This window comes from Peredibacter starrii, assembly GCF_034259205.1.
Lineage (GTDB): Bacteria > Bdellovibrionota > Bacteriovoracia > Bacteriovoracales > Bacteriovoracaceae > Peredibacter > Peredibacter starrii.
Window position 1 is genome coordinate 2,427,868 of record NZ_CP139487.1, and the last position, 17,129, is coordinate 2,444,996.

The following is a 17,129-nucleotide window of genomic DNA, read 5'->3' on the forward strand; positions in this document are numbered from 1 at the left end:
TTTATTACATATGAACTTCATCACCAAGAACATTCAAGGCCTCACACCAACACCGACTTCTCCCTGGCGAAAGATCTCTTTAGGAACCTGGAGAATCACCGGAGACTCAAGTGTGTATGGCATGATGGAGATCAATGTAGATCCGGCCCTAAAGCACTTAGAAAAGATCGCCAAAGAAGAAAATGTTAAACTCACACTGACTCACTATGTGGCGCGGGCCCTCGCTCTGACTTTTCGTGAACATCCGCAAATTAATTCAATCGTTCGCTGGGGAAAACTATATCGACGTCGTGATGTGGATATTTTTCTTCATGTGGCAATGGACACCACCGGAGAAGACCTCTCTGGGATCGTGATCAAAGAACTTGATAAAAAATCACTCAAAGTTGTGGCCCAGGAGATGAATTCTCGAGTCAAAGATCTTAAAGCTCATGGTGACCCGGCCTTCAATAACATTAAAAAAACTATTCGCTTCATTCCTTCATTTATTCTTCGTTACGCTTTAGATCTTATTGGTTTCGTGCTCTATTCATTAAACCTCTGGTCGCCGGCCCTGAATGTGAATCGTGATCCCTTCGGAAGTGCGATGGTAACTAACATTGGATCTCTTGGTGCTGACTTTGCGTTCACACCAATTCCTTATTACTCACGAGTACCATTCATTCTTTCTATCGGTGCTGTGAAAGATGGCCCATGGGTCAATCCCGAGACGCGATCAATTGAAATAGCGAAACTCTGCAAACTTGGAGTGACGTTTGATCACCGAATTATTGATGGCGTTCATGCTGCCAATATGTCGAAGACCTTTAAACGCTTCATGGAACATCCAGAGCTCCTATGAATCCACTTCGAATCTCACTTGGAAAGCGCCGCCAGTTGTTTGAGATTCAGGATTTTCCTTGGTGCCCGAAAGCTGTTCGCGATGGCGTGACTGAACTTCTGGCCCTGAACCTTCGCATTCTCCCTCTCTATGAACCGGCGATCCTTGAACTTTCAAAACTCGCCAAGAAGACTGACGGCCATTGGGTGGACCTCTGTGCAGGTTCTGGTGGAGGTAGTGTCCTCCTTAAACAAAAGATGCCAGGAGAAATCAAAGACCTGACTCTCACTGACCTCTATCCTCCGAAAGACTTTAAACCTGCAGAAGGAATTCGTTATTATCCCGAATCAGTAGATGCAAGAAACGTTCCTTCCGATCTTCCCGGCATGAGAACACTTTTTACTTCCTTTCATCATTTACCGGATGAAGTGGCCTTTGATGTTTTAAAAAATGCCAAAGACACTAAAACACCCATCGCGGTCTTCGAATTTACTGAAAGAAATATTTTGGGGCTTTTGATGGTCATGCCATCCTTCTTTTTCAGCTTTTTCCTCGTGCCTTTTATTCTTCCCTGGAAGCTTTCTCGCTTTTTTTGGACCTATATCATTCCCCTTGTCCCTCTAGTGGCCTTCATTGATATTGTGCTGTCCTGTTTCAGAACCAGAGATCCTAAGGAAGTGGAAGCACTCATTGCCACCCTCAAATCTTCAGATTACGAGTGGAAGGTGGGATATCTTCCTACTTATCTCGGGTTGAGGTTGACGTATTTGATCGGCCAATCATCAAAATAAAACCTGACCCTTGTCACAGTTTTTCCCAGAATGCTTAACTAGTAGGGATGAAAAATTCACAAGAGCTCTCTATTGGCATTGATGTAGGTTCCACCACCGTGAAGGTCGTGGTGCTTGATTCGTCTTCGAACATTTTGTTTTCAAAGTATGAACGCCATCACACCAAGCAGGCCCAGTGTGTGCTGGATCTTCTGACTCTCATTGAAGAAAAATTTCCGGAAGAAAAAAAGTTTTACATGACAGGGTCTGGAGCTTCCACCATTGCACCTAAGATCGGGGCGAAGTTTGTTCAGGAAGTAAATGCAGTTGCCATGGCGGTGGAAAAACTCCATCCACGCGCGCAGAGTGTGATTGAACTGGGCGGCCAGGACGCTAAGGTCATTATCTTTAAAGAAAAAGAAAATGGCGACAAACGAACTCTCACCTACATGAATGATAAGTGTGCCTCTGGAACCGGAGCAACAATCGATAAGTGCATGCTCAAGGTCGGCATGGATCCGACAGGTCTTTCGTCAATTAAATTTGATCCTGAAAAGCTTCATCATGTGGCGGCGAAATGCGGAGTCTTCGCAGAAACCGATATCGTAAATCTCATTAAATCCAGTATCGCCAAAGAAGATATCTTAAATTCTCTCGCCGATGCGATCGTGAATCAAAATCTTTCAGTTCTCACTCGCGGAAACACACTCAAAGATGAAATCATTTTACTGGGTGGCCCGAATACATATCTTCCCTTCTTAGTTGAATGCTGGAAGTATCGGATTCAAGAAATCTGGAGAGAGCGTGGTTTCACAGACCTCTTAGAGGGTGACATTGATAAAAAAATATTAGTGCCTGAGAATTCCCTCTACTACGCCGCCCTGGGTTCTTGCTATTTTGGCCGTTTGAGTTTTGAGACTGAAAATTACAAAGGTCTTTCTGACTTAAAATCTTTCATCCTGGGTGGAAGGAAAGAAGAACTAAAACAAATTGCAGGCGATCCATTAGTTGCAACAGCTGAAGAACTTTCAAATTTCCTCAATCAATATTCCATTCCTACTTATAAACCAATTGAACCCAGAAGTGGTGAAACAATTCGTGCTTTCTTGGGCGTTGATGGTGGTTCCACTTCCACTAAGTGCGCTTTGGTTGATGAAAATGGAAAACTCATTCTCAAAGTTTATACTCTTTCAAAAGGTAATCCTTTTGAAGATTTCAAAATCCTCATTGGAAAGATAAACGCCCACTTCGATCACTTCGGGGCCAAACTCGATGTCATCGGGTTTGGAGTGACTGGCTATGCGGCCAACATCTTTGAAAAAGTCTTCTCGGCCGATGTAAATGTCATTGAGACCGTGGCCCATATGAAGAGTTCACAGAACGCCTTCGGTGATGTGGATGTGATCTGCGATATTGGGGGCCAGGACATTAAGGTGCTTTTCTTAAAGTCCCAGGAGCTTTCAAACTTTAAACTCTCCAATCAATGTTCGGCCGGAAATGGCATGATCCTTCAAGGCATGGCCGAACAATTTGGTCACGGGGTTCATGAATATGCGGATGTGGCCTTTAAGGCCGAGATCGCACCGACTTTCTCTTATGGCTGTGGCGTATTTTTAGATTCAGATCGAGTGAACTTTCAAAAGCAAGGTTTCTCAAAAGAAGAAATCATGGCCGGACTCGCCCAAGTTCTGCCAAAAAATATCTGGCAGTATGTGGTGCAGGTCCCAAGACTTGAAAGTTTTGGCCGTCGTTTCGTTCTCCAAGGCGGAACTCAATACAATCTTGCCGCTTTGAAAGCTCAGGTGGATTACATCAAAAAACGCGTAAAGAACGCCGAAGTGTTCGTGCATCCACATCCCGGTGAAGCAGGGGCCATTGGTGCGGCACTCGAAGCGCGCGAACTAGTGGGCATCCGCGGGTATACAACTTTTCCTGGTCTTCATGAGGCCTACAATATAAGTTACACCACCAAATCAGATGAATCCACTCGTTGTAATTTCTGTCCGAATCACTGCGCCCGTACCTTTGTCGATACCAAAACTCCCAGTGGAAAATCAGTGCGCTATATTTCGGGTTTCTCTTGCGAGAAAGGCACAGTTGAAAATAAAGAGGCCTTAAAACTTCTCATGCAAAAAAATGCCGAGAAGAAAAAGAACAATCCAAATCTTGTTCGCACTCAGGCAAAAGAACTCTTTAAACTGGATCTTACAGTTACTTCACACACTCCTGGGTTTCTGCAGAAAAAGATTGATCGTTCTCACATCAAAATCGCCATGCCACGAGTACTTAATATGTGGATCATGGCACCGTTTTTTAATGCTTATTTTTTATCATTGGGTCTAAAAGCAGAAAATATCATCTGGTCCTCAGAGACCAACGAACAAATGTCCAAAGACGGCATGAAGTATGGTTCGATTGATCCATGTTTCCCGGCCAAGGTAGCTCAGGCCCATATGCACCAGCTTCTTTATCATGAGAAGATGGATTATATTTTTTTCCCGGCCATTACTCATACACCTAATTTCCTCGTGAATGTCGTTTCAAGTACCAGCTGTCCCGTGGTTCAGGGCACACCTCTGGTGATGAAATCATCCTTCACTCTCGAGAAAGATTACTTCAAAGAAAAAGAAACGATTTTTGTTAATAGCGCAGTGGACTTCCAAAATACGGGTTATCTCAAGAAACAGCTCTTAGAAACCTGGAGTAAACACCTCACACTATCATCAAAAGAAAACGACCACGCGGTCATGGAAGGGCTCAAGGCCCTTCAAAACTTTGAACTAGAAATGGAAAAGCGCGGACAAGAAATCATTGAACGAGCAGAACGCGAGAAAGGCATCGCCATTCTTCTTCTGGGACGCCCTTATCATCTTGATCCGGGCCTTAACCATCAAATTCTAGATGAAGTCCAGGGTCTGGGTTTCCCGGTCATCACCATGACTTCCATTCCTAAAAACAAGGAATGGCTTTCAAAATATTTTGAAGGCAATCCTCATGACATTAATGACGTGTGGCCGGAAAACTTTTCAACCAACTCAGCTCAAAAAGTTTGGGCCGCTAAATTTGCCGCGAGAAATCCGCACATTGCGGTGATCGATATCTCAAGCTTTAAATGCGGCCACGATGCTCCGACTTACGGAATTATCGACAGCATTACTTCTGCGGCCAAGGCCGCCTACTTAACTCTCCATGACCTGGATCAAACCTCTCCAACTGAGTCGTTTAAGATCCGTCTCAAGACCTTTGCTTATAATTTAAATAAACGAATCGAACGCTTCCGAAAGGACGATGTATGCAGCACTGGACCGACAAAAACCCTCGAAACTTCACTAAAAGTGAGCGAAGTCATGTCACACTTTTAACTTCGGGCCTTCCTCTGCATATTCTGCATCTCGTGAAGCAAGTCGTTGCCATGGCCGGTCTGAAATTTGAGATCATGCCAGAGCCAAACAATGATTCTCTTCAAATTGGCAGGGAATTTGGGAATAGGGGCCAGTGTAATCCCACTTACTTCACCGTCGGAAATCTCGTGAAGCACCTCATGTATCTGCGCGACGAACTCCATGTCCCAACTGAGAAAATCATTTCTGACTACGCCTTTGTCACCGCAGGAGGTTGTGGCCCTTGTCGCATGGGTATGTATTCCACTGAATACCGTAAGGCGCTTCGAGATTCGGGCTTCACGGGCTTTAGGGTCCTTCTATTCTCTCGATCAGGTGACGTGCAAGACGTACTGATGGACGGTCTGAAACTGACCAACAAAGACATCATTCGTTTCTTCATGGCCATTATGGTGGGTGATATTTTAAACACCATCAACATCCGCCGAAGACCTTTTGAGATCACACCTGGTTCAGTCGATACCATTGTGAAGGCCGCCAGAGAAGAAATTGATACGGCCCACTGGATCAAAGGTCTATTCAAAGCGCGCAAAATTCTCAAGACCATCAAACTTAAAAAAGAGAAACGTCCCATTGTTCATATCATGGGAGAATTTTGGGCCAAGACCACTGATGGTGAGGGAAACTACCATCTCTTCCGCTTCATTGAAAAAGAAGGTGGTGTCGTCTCCAATGAAACAGTCACTGATTGGCTTCTGCACCAAATCTGGCGCGCTCGTTGGAGTGCGGCCCGAACTAAGAAATCAAAGTTCATCACATCGACCGAGCTTCAACTTAAAGTTTTGGAACTCATGATCGCAGGCATTTTTAAAACCATGTGTTTCATCCTTGGCGAGAAGAATAAACTCTCTGACCATGGAAGTCTCGCCCAGGCCGCAGGTGAGCATTTTGATCTTCACGTTGATGGCGGTGAGGATCATATGGAAGTGGCCCACCATATTCACATCGCTAAACACAAACTGGCCGACCTCATCATCAGCGTTAAACCTTTCACCTGCCTCAGTTCTTCAGGCGTGTCAGACGGAGTTCAGAGTAAGATTTCAGAACTCTATCCCCAGGTAGAATTCATTGCCGTTGAGACCAATGGTGATAGCGCAACGAATTTTTACTCACGGATTCAAATGGCCATGCAAAAGGTGATCGCTCCCTCCCTTCAATAAAGGTTTTCTTTAGTGGTGAAGTGCAGACGGTCTTTCCTAGATTAATTCGCAATTCACCTGGAGGTGTCTTGTGAAAAGGATTTCAGGACTCATCGCCTTCTTGACTCTCACTAATGTTACTTTTGCTTCGACATCGAACATGAAGATGGCATGGGAAAATATCTCGGATCCTGAGATCATGAGTTATTTTTTTACAAAGACCTTTCGTGACCTTCCTCTAAAGGGCGAAGTCACTCCATCAAAGAAATACTGGTCTGGAGACTACTGGGCGCTTAAAAACGGGAACATCAACTACCGATGGTACGCCAAGAAAAAGATTGGGTGGAACTTAAACTCTCCAACAAAAGAGCGGGCCATGAGAATGACCATTCCCGAGCTCGCTGAACTAGCACCTTCAGAAAAGTATGATCTTTTCACAGGAAACTACAACTATCCATTACGCGATGAGGTTTATCGTCGCGCTGATCCGAATGCGGAAATCTGGGAAGGGATGTGTCATGGTTGGTCTCCGGCCACCATGAACCATGAAGAACCAACTCCTAAAGTTTTGCGCAACCCGGATGGCATCGATATTCCATTTGGCTCATCGGACATTAAGGCACTTGTGAGCTATTACTACGCCTACGGTTTCCAAACACCAACGGTCTATCAAATGGGACTTCGCTGTTACAAAGGTGGATTTCTAAACTTTGATCACGACTGCAAAGATGACATGAATGCCGGGGCCTTCCACCTGGTCCTCGCCAACCGAATAGGCATTGATGGAAAAGGATTTGTGGCCGATATTCAGCGCTACAAAGAGGTATGGAATCATCCCTTCAGCAAATACTCATCAACTGTGGTGGATGAATATGGGGCCGACAGTGACGCAGCTCCGGGCGCAGTGAAAACTCTCCGAATTAAAACCACTGTGACTTATATCGACGAAAATGGCCACGACTGGCAACCTGTTCGTGGAACTCCCAAGCAACATGAGAAGACCGTCAACTACGAATATGAAGTTGAACTAGATAGCTTTGGAAAGATTGTTGGGGGCAAGTGGATCTCAAAGGCAAGACCGGATTTCTTGTGGTTTAAGACCAAGGCCCGTAAATTTGAGGGAACATTATCAAGATTAGGTGAACTACTTAACGATTAAGACAAAAAATAAGGTCAGTGGGTTTTCCACTGACCTTTTTTTGATTATAAGTGAATCACAACTTCGTTTGTTTCTCCGCCCTTCACTAAATCAAAGTTAACATTATCATCTTTGATGAATGTTGACTCAGAATCACAGTGGCCAAGATCAATCACGTGAATTTTTACGTCCCCACGCTTAGGAACAATGTAGTTATCCAGGCTTAATGTTTGAGGAACTGAATCACGATCGATCATAAATTTCTGCTTTGATACACACTCGTTAAGAACAGTTGTGCCATTGATGTCTACGCGTGATTTATCCGGAAACACCTTACCATTAAGAATGATTTTCCAGTTAACACTTGAAAGACAGTTCACGTCTTCACAAATAGGGTTGGCCTGTTTGCTTACATGTGATTTGTTGTCTTTTTCGCCACAACTTACGAGAGTAAGAAGAAGGGCCGAAGCGAGTGCCATGCTGATTGTTTTTCGAATGTCCATGAATTGATCCTTTTTCAAAAGTTGATAACCGCGCCGGAGATTATTTCCAGAAATTTTGCAATGAAAAGGAACCATGAGGTGCGTTTGGAGCGTGACTTACTGAGACGAAACGGAACACAAATTTTAAGAAGTCTGATTGTTAGTGGGCCTGTGTAAAGATTAGATTGGTGTTGGCCAAAATTTACCTCTACATGTTTGAAAGAAATATTCATTAACTTCTATTTTAAGGTTTATTTCCGTAAAAATACTTAGTACGGTTAAAGTTAATAGATTTTAGATTGAGATCCGCATCATTACATCTTCATTACAAAGACGCTGATGACATTGACTCATGCTGAAGCTAGTGAATAATTGAGTTGAAAACTAAGAGAGAAAAATGAAAAAAGTTTTATTGGCCGTTCTTATGATCAGCGCGCTCCCGGCAGCGGCCCAAGTCTTAGATCCTCAAGGACTAGGGACTTATTTTAATGAAGGTGTTCATTTAGAGTATAAACCGATTCATTTTAAGACCCGTTTCCGTTTCCGAATGCAGAATCGATTTACTTATGAAACACAGGACACTGAAGATCTTTCGGCGAAGGTTGCTGATTTTAACGTGAGACGTATGCGTCTGCGTTTGGATGGTACAGTGTGGGACCCTCGCCTTCTTTACCGCATTCAACTTTCATTCACTCGTGGTGACATGGATTATGATCGTACTCAATATCCGAACATTCTTCGTGATGCGGTTGTTGGTTGGAGGCTTACTGATACGGCCACAATCTGGTATGGACAAACAAAACTTCCGGGTAACCGACAACGTGTGACCTCTTCAGGTTCTCAGCAGCTTGTTGATCGATCAATTGTAAACGCAACGTTTACTTTGGATCGTGATATGGGTGCTCAATTTTATCAACGTTGGGGAGAAGACCGTCCATTCTGGTTAAAGCTCGCTGTCTCTAACGGTGAAGGTCGTGCCACTGATAACAAAGATAATGGTTTATCTTATACTGGTCGTGTTGAATGGTTGCCTCTTGGTGCTTTTAAAGACGAGGGTGATTATTTTGAAGGCGATCTTGCTCGTGAACTTACACCGAAACTTTCAATTGGTGCCGTTTTCAATGCCAATAAGAAAACCACTCGTCCCGGTGGCCAACTTGGAACTCAATACACAACTCCAGGTCTAAACCGAGATCTTCAAACCTGGTTCCTAGATGCCATCTTTAAGCATCGTGGTTTCTCGTGGAGTTCGGAATACGCCAATCGCTGGGCCCATGATCCGGTCTTTATGGACGGAGCAAAAGAAGTCACTGTCTTCAAAGGACAAGGGATAACGACTCAAGCGGGTTTCCTTTTTGACAACAACATTGAGCCATCAGTCCGTTACTCACAGCTTTTTGCTGATAAAGAGTCTCAGGCGGGAAGTGCCAATAATCAAAAAGAATATACATTGGGTCTCTCGAAATATTTTAACCGTCACACTGTGAAAGTTCAGACCGATCTTTCTTATGACGAGTTATCAAACTCGGTGAAAGACACCTACCGTAGTTACTGGGTGTATCGACTCCAATTAGAAATTGGTATCTAACACAATCAGTCATTAATGAATTATTAATAATATTGTTAAAGTGGGTGCAGACTAGGATAGAATTTGTAGGTGAATAAATTTGAATCTCAACATTCATCACTTACTTATAAAGGCCTGGTCTGTTTATCCATAGCGGCCCTCTATTTCATGTTGGGTTGGTCTGGCATCCAACTCGCAACAATCAACGAAAATTCATCTCCTATTTGGACGGCATCAGGTCTCGCCATCGGAGCCATGATTCTTTTTGGCCCATGGGTTGCTCCTGCAATTCTTTTAGGAGCTTTTCTCACTAACCTGACAGTTAATACTCCAACTGCAGGTCTCTTCACTATCGCTGTCGGTAATACACTAGAGGCCCTGGTTGGAAGTCAGCTTATTCTCTGGATTGCGAAGAAAAATTTTTTAAAAAGCTACTCTGAGTTTTTCTCGGTCTCCTTGGGTGCGGTCTTTGGAAGTATGGTGAGTGCCACCTTTGGGGTGGTGTCTCTATTTTATTTAGGAATTGTATCAAGCACTGATATCACGTACACCTGGTATACATGGTGGAGTGGAGACGCCATTGGTATTCTTCTCGTGCTTCCCCTTTTCATGGAGCTTTATACTAAGAAGCTCGACCCCTATAACATTAGTTATAAGAAATTTATTTCAGGTGTGTTGGTTTGTTTTCTCATGTTGCTCATCACCTATCTGGTGTTTGTAAAAGGGTTTAACCAGGCCTTCTCTTGGGCATTGTGCCCATTCTTTATTTTAGCGGGTCTCACACTTGGTCGCTTAGTCTCTAGAACAATTCTCATCATCATCGCCTTTGCCATTGTGGTTTTGACCACCATGGGCTTTGGGCCATTTGAATATGGAAACCTGAATCAAAATCTCATCTACTCACAGAGCTTACTTTTTAGTTATGCCTTCTCGATTTTGTTTGTTCGACCTTTTAAAACAAACTTCACTGTGGGACCAAAATTTGTTCTGGGAAATCTCATTGGTTGGTTAACACTTTTCATCATCACATTTATGATTTCAAATGCTGAGAGACAGCAGCTTAAAAGTGATCTCAACCGTATGGTGGATACGGCCCTTGATTCCATCATCAGAACCAGCAATCAATACGAACTTCTTCTAAGTAGCAGTAAGGCGATTTTTCTTCTTAATCCGGAAATTACAGCGCAGGAATGGAAGGAATACATCCAGTCCATGCAAATTGGCTCTCGTTATGACGCCATCAATGGCCTCAGTGTGATTCGCTTGGTGAAGAAAAAGGACCTGCAGAATTTTAAAGCGGAAATGAAAAGAAAGGGACAACCTAACTTCGAAATTAAGCCGATTAATCCTCAATACTCTGAACAGTTTGATGACTATCTAGTCATCGCCTACCTTGAACCCGAAGAACAAAACGAAGCTGCCATTGGTCTTGATATTGGTAGTGATAAAAACCGACGTGAGACGGCCTGGAAAGCAAAACGTCTCAACGAAACGATTTCCACTGATCCGATCTATCTCGTGCAAGATAAATTACACCGTATTGGCTTTACTCTGGTTCAACCCATCATGGACAAAACGGGCGATTTCAAAGGTTGGGTCGGTGCCCCTGTTATCAGTACGGTCTTTTTCTCTAAGGCCCTTCAACCTTTCCAACAGGTCCTACGAACCAAAATCAAGGTGAAGGACCAAGTTATTCACGTGGAAGATTTGGATGATCAAGAGCATCCATTCAAACAGGGTGAGTACACCATAAAAAAAACCGTGACCCTCTATGGTCAGCCCCATGTTTTTGAATTTTATCCAAGGGCCCCTTTCTTCATCAGAAATACAGGTACCGCCGTTGCCCTGGCCCTCTTAATGAATCTCTTCATGCTCTTTATTGTGAGTTTTCTTCTTGAGCAGGTGACTTTCGGTCAAAAGGCCGAGGCACTGGTAAATGAAAGAACCAAGGAACTTGAAGTCAGTAAGATGCAGTTAATTCATTCTTCGAAAATGGCCTCTCTAGGTGAAATGGCCAGTGGTATGGCCCATGAGATTAATAACCCACTCACCATCATTCTGGGCAAGATTCAAGTCATTACTTTGATGCTGGAAGATCTGGAAATTAATCATCCTGGGATCTACGAGGAAATCCATAAAATCAAAACCACGACCGACCGAATTGGAAAAATCGTTAAAGGCCTTCGAACTTTCTCCAGAGGTTCTTATAACGATCCATTTGAATTCGTGCCGTTGGAGAGAGTGGTAACTGAAACATTGGATCTCTGTGCAGAAAAGTTTCGTGCGACAGGTATTGAATTAAAGATCGAGGATATCCCGCCCGTCTCAATCATTTGTCGCCCAAGCCAAATCTCTCAGGTCTTATTGAACCTATTTAATAACGCCAACGATGCCATTGAAGGCCTGGAAGATAAATGGATTCAACTTAGCTTTGAACTCATAAAAGATGACCGAATCTTAATCATGGTAACCGACAGTGGAGCTGGTATACCTTCTGATGTGGCAGAAAGAATCATGGAACCTTTCTTCACCACGAAAGATGTTCGTCGAGGAACGGGCCTGGGCCTTAGTATCGCCAAAGGAATCATTGAGGCCCATGGTGGTAACATCTGGCTAGATATGGAAAATCCCCACACCAGATTTATTATTGAATTAAAGTTAAAAGAAAGCTGATATGAACAGAAATAAAATCCTCTTTTTTATTGGTTGTTTTGCAGTGTCCTTCTTCATGATCTACGCCATCACGTTCAGACAACATGCCAAGCAAGAAGAACTCCTTCATTCAGAGGCATCAGTGATCCATGAAGAAGTGTTAGGACGCTTTGAGATGTTCATCGACTCCCTGATCTCAAAAGGAATTGTGACTTCGGAGTATTTCTCGCAGGGTTCTCTCTACACAAAAAATTATGAACAACTCGCAGGTAATATTCTTGAGCACTACGACGAGATTCTAGGGATTAACATTGTTGATCATGAGGGTAACATCATTCGAGTCTATCCTTACCATGACAATAAAGTGTCTCTGGGTAAGAAATCACAAAATTACAATTTGATGAAGGCCTCATACGATTTAGGCGAAGAGTATTGGATCTCCGCCCCATTTACCCTCTATCAAGGGCCACAGGGCTTTGTGGTTTATATTCCCATCAAAAAGAACGACAAACTCATGGGCTGGATCGCGCCCGTCATCAGTAACGATCGATTCTTTAAAAAGTTCATGACCGCAAATTTTCTCAGATCTTATGAGCTGGTCATCCAAGACGCCAAGACTGGCCTAAACTATTTCTCGACTGCGAATCCTCGAGGGGTGAAAAGTGCCATCAAACGTCAGACTGTAAAGATCAGAGGAAGGGAACTATTGTTCTTAAGTTGGGCAAAAAGACCATTCACAGATGCTTACCTCTGGCCTCTCAGTCTTTTCATGGCCCTCATTATTTCCTTTCTCGCGACCTATCTCTTCGGTCTTTTGGAACAAAAGTTTCATAGTAACATGCAATCGGACGAAGTCGACCAATTACTGCGAATCTCTATTCAAGATGCATCAAACGGAATGATCCTGGTTCAAAATCAGCTGGAGCTTATGAAATTAGGCGCGGGCCACATTTCACCCGAGAGAATTTCTCTTCATGCGTCCTATATTACAAATCTTCTCGAGCAGATTAAAATCCTTCAAAGAATTTCTAATCAGGACGAGTCTACAAAATTAAATAAGACTCCCCTTTACCCAATCATTACAGAAGTAATGGATCAACTTCACGAGGCGATTGAAATCAAAAACATTACCTTTGAAATGGACGTTGATGATCTTTCCCTTATTTCAATTTACGCCCATAAGGCACTGTTTAAGAGCAGTGTTTTATCCAATCTCTTTGGCCATATTATTTATCACGCAGGCAAAGGGACAAGAATTCAGATTAAAAACAGCGAAAGAAAGTTTAATCGTGAAATTTCAGTGACGGTCAACGATCCAGGGGCGGCATCCGATTTCAAAGAAAAGATGAGATCGGAGCGTTCACTCATTGGTATTAAACGTGTGGTAGAACTTCACCAAGGTAAATTCTCCCTTGATTCCACATCAAACGGCGGACTTGTATTTAATTTGGTTCTCCCACTGGTGAAGTGATCTAGAACTCGACCCCGGCGGTATCACCACCAATTGAACCTGAAATATCTCCACCTACGCCACCTGTAGTGGTTCCGAAATCTCCGCCCGTAATGGTTCCAAAGTCTCCACCAGTCGTAGTTGCATCTCCAGTGGTTGTGCCTGTAGTGGTCCCAGCAGTTGTGCCACCGTTTGTCTCTCCAGTGGTTGTTCCAGAATCATCCTGATTTTCCGTCAGTGTAAGAGTTCCACAAGCAATGGTAATAACGTTTGTCCCCGATGGACTTGGCAACCCATTCGCAATGGGGGCCGCTCGAATTAAAAGACTGGTATTTGCAAGATCTGCATCATCGGAGCCTTGGGAGGCACCGGCCGCAATAAGCTCTTGCGACAAAGCATCAGCAGTCAAAGTTTCTGAGTGTGTAAAATTTCTTGATGAGGTGGTGTCAGCAGCAAACGTCGTTTGTAAGCTTGAACAGTCGGCCGAACTGTAGGTGTAAAAGACCTGGGTAAAGTTTTGGGGGATGTCATCTAAACTGATATTAACGTTTACAACACCATCTTTAAAATCAAAGGTTCCTTTACCAGTTAGATTAGGAAAGTTCGCATCAGTCGCGACCAGATTGGCCTCAAAAAAACGATCGTCATCCTCGTTGTTTTGAGAAAGGGCCGCCTCTGTAAACTCGCTATCGTAGAATTCTTTACAACCACTAAAGGCGGCCAAACTTAAGGCCATAAAAGTTATGGGACTGATCTTTCTAAGTGTTCGCATAAATCACCCTTGTCCTTTTAAGTTAGGGTCATTCTAGCAAACACTCCTTCTGAGGTTCAGTACTTCAATCTAAAAAAGCATTTAAGTTTTTTAGACCACCGCTTTGAAGACGCGTGCGTAATCTATCTGACCAGGTTTGTGTGTCTTTCTTACCGGCGATCATGCGATCATTAAAATAGAAATCACGATGCAGCTCAATCATATTCATAGGCAGCATGTAATTCATGACAACCTTCGGAACTTGCATATTGTCTTCAAAACTCATCGTTTGTGTTGAAGCCAAAGAAGAAAAAGAAGTAAGAGTAAGAATCATCACTAAAAGCTTCATCTGAACCTCCTGTCCAAGACGTTGTCCCTGCCCCATTATGCGAGCTTTATGCCAAGGCCAAGTAGGTGGATTTTTAGTGATGGATGGTGGAATGCCACCGGTGCGGAATGCACCTGGTGGCTATTCTTTCGTCCAACGAAGCATGTTTTCGAGCATTCTTTCTTGAGGCATATAAAGAGCAGACTTTTTATCTTTATTATCACGAATGTCTTCAAGAATTTTTCTTAGATTGGCCTTCTCAGTGGCGTTCTTCGTGTAATGAAGTTCACGCTCAAACATTTCATTTAAATAGGCATTTAGTTGTTTGTTATCGGCCTTGGTAAACATCTCACGCGCAACTGTTCCTTGGCCCTTCATACTTTCTTCAAAGGCCTGAGCGAATTGACGATCAGAGAAATCTTTCTTCTGGGCGGCCTTCATATAGTAATGACTCGCTTCTTCGGGTTGACGTGCAAGACGATACTTATTGGCCACATCTCTTGCTTCATTCCACTTCATGTTTTCTGGAACACTGATGCCAGACTTAGCTTCAGCTTTAACCTCGGCCTTGACTTCCGCTTTAACTGCTGTTTCGGCCACAATGGGTTTAGGAATAGATGCTGGAGGTTGAACACCTTTTAACTTTGCTTCAACTTCTTTCAATGTTTTTAACTCAAGAGCGAGGGTCGGATCTTTTGGATTGGCCGCGACCTTTCTTTGAAGATTCAAAATGTCCTGAGAAATACCCATCATCATTTTTTGCTGATTCATCCCAAACTCTTTAAGACCTTTATTATAGGCCGCAAGAGTAGCACCAACGTCTCCGCTTTTGGCAGATGATTCCCATGCCATTTTTAAAACCAGTGGATTCTTACTCGATGAAGCGGCAAGAGAATAATTCTCACCGGCCTCTTTAAATGCGGTTTTATACTTTGCCATTTCCTGGGCAACATCCTGGCCACTACTGGCCAGTTTATTGATGGTGATTCCATAAGTCTGGGCCTGAACGCGAGCACCGTTTGCTAAAGACGTTGTGTTAGGATTTGCGAATGTTCCTGTGATCCCTTTTTCCATCAATAGACGTGTTTGATCCGGATCAAATCCTGCTTCACGAAGTATTCTTGCCTTCTTCGAAATATCGGCCTGAGTATAGGTATAGAAACCTCGACCATCTGCAATTCCAATTTTATGGGCCGCAATGATCGCCTCTTCTTGTGCTTTAGTAAGTTTCATTCCGTCTAAAAGCTTTCCTGCCTCAGTCAGGCGTTCTGCATCTGTGAGCTTTGCCGCAGCTTTTAAATGGTTCATTTGAGCAAAACTCATACGGCTTGCTTTAACTGCCGCCGCACCTTTTTCTGTGGCTTCTAGAGCAACTAATGCTGCCTTACCGCCCTTTAAAAATGCGAAGATTGCGGTTGGTGGCATGATCAAAGATCCTACTGCTTTACAGATGGTATTTGATTTCGCCACTCCATTGAGGCAGTTATATTCTGAGATGTAGTGCTGAGCGATTCCTTCTACTGCTTGAGAGAGCATTTTAACTAATGGTTCGAACAGTGTTTTACCAAGAGCAACCGCCGGGTTGTAGTAGGAGTCAGATAAATTTCTTGGAAACTCTTGTGCAAAATAGGCCGACGCCATTCTGATAAAATCCATGGCAAGCTTACTGCCCTCGCCGCCACCTTTTTTTAGTTTAGCGATGGATTCATTTCGAAACTCATCATCCACTAAAAATTTCGCCATGGCCGTGTAACTCTTAACATTCACATCCACTAATGTAGAAATCAGATCCACAATCATGTTTCCAAGATCGGCCAGTGAGTCCCAAAGAAAGCCCTTAATACATTGGCCGATCTTTGAGAGCATATCATTTGATGATAGAAGACGATTGGCCGATTGGCCCTTCTCGCAATTCATTTTATTTTCAGGGGCGATTCTTAAACAGGCCGGATCTGTGTCCACCAGATGCTGACAAACAAGCTGAAACTCAGGAAGAGAAACGCTTGAAGAAACCAGGTCTCCCGGGGTCGTACAAGTTGGATCAAAAGTCAAAGGTTGTGCCCAGGAACTGAACGAGAAAACAAAAAGAAGAATGAATAAAAGGTTTTTCATGGAACTAGATACTCCTGGTATTCATCAACTTTCAGAGTTTTCTTTTCAGAGCTCAGAAGAAATTGTTTTGATGTATTTGGTGTGGCCCAATAAACCTCAAGAAAACTCACCATGGTGTTACGGTTACTTTTGTAGTTCCCCTCAAATACCAGGATGCGACCAGATTCATTCTCAACAAATTTGTGCGAGGTAATTTTCCAATCATTAAAACCAAACATCTTTCCATATTCACGTTTGGTATCATGATGCTTATCCAACTCTTTGATATTTTCTGCGGTCAGATCTTTGAATTCAAAATCGCTGCCCATTTTTGATAAGGCGACATCATTAACAGCATCATGAAAGTTTTCAACAAAACCAATGTTTGCGCGATTCTCAAAATGTGGAGCAGGTGCGAGAGCGAAACTTGTTAAAGGGAACAACAGACATAAGAATAGAAATTTGAAGTTCTTCATGAAATTTATTTTATTACAAAGACAATAAATTTCGATGAAACTTAGAAGAGGCAATTAATTCCCG

General features: G+C 43.2%; 13 protein-coding genes. 8 read left to right on the forward strand and 5 right to left on the reverse strand.

All coding sequences use genetic code 11. The annotated features are described in order from the left end of the window. Window positions 1–10: 10 nt before the first annotated feature. From SOO65_RS12325 to SOO65_RS12345, 5 genes are all read left to right on the forward strand, one after another. The gene (locus tag SOO65_RS12325; RefSeq protein ID WP_321390246.1) at window positions 11–841 is read left to right on the forward strand and encodes a 2-oxo acid dehydrogenase subunit E2; all 831 of its coding nucleotides are present in this window, start codon (window positions 11–13) and stop codon (window positions 839–841) included. Beyond that, a complete protein-coding gene (locus SOO65_RS12330) occupies window positions 838–1,611 on the forward strand; it encodes a hypothetical protein (protein ID WP_321390251.1) in 774 nt (257 codons plus the stop codon). Before SOO65_RS12325 ends, SOO65_RS12330 begins: the two co-directional genes overlap by 4 nt. Window positions 1,612–1,658: 47 nt before the next feature. Further along, entirely contained in the window at window positions 1,659–4,952 is a 3,294-nt protein-coding gene (locus SOO65_RS12335; RefSeq protein WP_321390253.1) for a BadF/BadG/BcrA/BcrD ATPase family protein, read from the forward strand. Next, window positions 4,883–6,151, forward strand: a complete 1,269-nt coding sequence (locus tag SOO65_RS12340) for a hypothetical protein (RefSeq protein WP_321390257.1) — start codon at window positions 4,883–4,885, stop codon at window positions 6,149–6,151. The genes SOO65_RS12335 and SOO65_RS12340 overlap by 70 nt, the downstream gene beginning before the upstream one ends. Before the next feature lie 70 nt (window positions 6,152–6,221). Further along, window positions 6,222–7,289: a hypothetical protein gene (locus tag SOO65_RS12345; protein ID WP_321390261.1), complete on the forward strand. Its 1,068-nt coding sequence runs from the start codon at window positions 6,222–6,224 to the stop codon at window positions 7,287–7,289. Window positions 7,290–7,333: 44 nt separating this feature from the next. On the opposite strand, the gene SOO65_RS12350 is transcribed toward SOO65_RS12345, so the two are convergent. Further along, entirely contained in the window at window positions 7,334–7,771 is a 438-nt protein-coding gene (locus SOO65_RS12350) for a hypothetical protein (RefSeq protein ID WP_321390264.1), read from the reverse strand. Between the two features lie 376 nt (window positions 7,772–8,147). On the opposite strand from SOO65_RS12350, the gene SOO65_RS12355 reads away from it, so the two are divergent. From SOO65_RS12355 to SOO65_RS12365, 3 genes are all read left to right on the forward strand, one after another. Continuing rightward, window positions 8,148–9,338 (forward strand): porin, encoded by a 1,191-nt coding sequence (locus SOO65_RS12355; protein WP_321390267.1) that lies wholly within the window; start codon window positions 8,148–8,150, stop codon window positions 9,336–9,338. 69 nt (window positions 9,339–9,407) lie between these two features. Next, window positions 9,408–11,990 (forward strand): CHASE domain-containing protein, encoded by a 2,583-nt coding sequence (locus tag SOO65_RS12360; protein ID WP_321390270.1) that lies wholly within the window; start codon window positions 9,408–9,410, stop codon window positions 11,988–11,990. A gap of 1 nt (window position 11,991) precedes the next feature. Beyond that, window positions 11,992–13,440, forward strand: coding sequence for a hypothetical protein (locus SOO65_RS12365; RefSeq protein ID WP_321390273.1), 1,449 nt, complete (start codon window positions 11,992–11,994; stop codon window positions 13,438–13,440). 1 nt (window position 13,441) lies between these two features. On the opposite strand, the gene SOO65_RS12370 is transcribed toward SOO65_RS12365, so the two are convergent. The 4 genes from SOO65_RS12370 to SOO65_RS12385 all read right to left on the reverse strand — a co-directional run bounded on the left by SOO65_RS12370 (window position 13,442) and on the right by SOO65_RS12385 (window position 17,065). After that, the gene (locus SOO65_RS12370) at window positions 13,442–14,191 is read right to left on the reverse strand and encodes a hypothetical protein (protein WP_321390276.1); all 750 of its coding nucleotides are present in this window, start codon (window positions 14,189–14,191) and stop codon (window positions 13,442–13,444) included. A gap of 64 nt (window positions 14,192–14,255) precedes the next feature. Continuing rightward, window positions 14,256–14,519: a hypothetical protein gene (locus SOO65_RS12375; protein WP_321390279.1), complete on the reverse strand. Its 264-nt coding sequence runs from the start codon at window positions 14,517–14,519 to the stop codon at window positions 14,256–14,258. 120 nt (window positions 14,520–14,639) lie between these two features. After that, entirely contained in the window at window positions 14,640–16,610 is a 1,971-nt protein-coding gene (locus SOO65_RS12380) for a hypothetical protein (RefSeq protein WP_321390282.1), read from the reverse strand. Further along, window positions 16,607–17,065, reverse strand: a complete 459-nt coding sequence (locus SOO65_RS12385; RefSeq protein WP_321390285.1) for a hypothetical protein — start codon at window positions 17,063–17,065, stop codon at window positions 16,607–16,609. The genes SOO65_RS12380 and SOO65_RS12385 overlap by 4 nt, the downstream gene beginning before the upstream one ends. Window positions 17,066–17,129 lie beyond the last annotated feature (64 nt).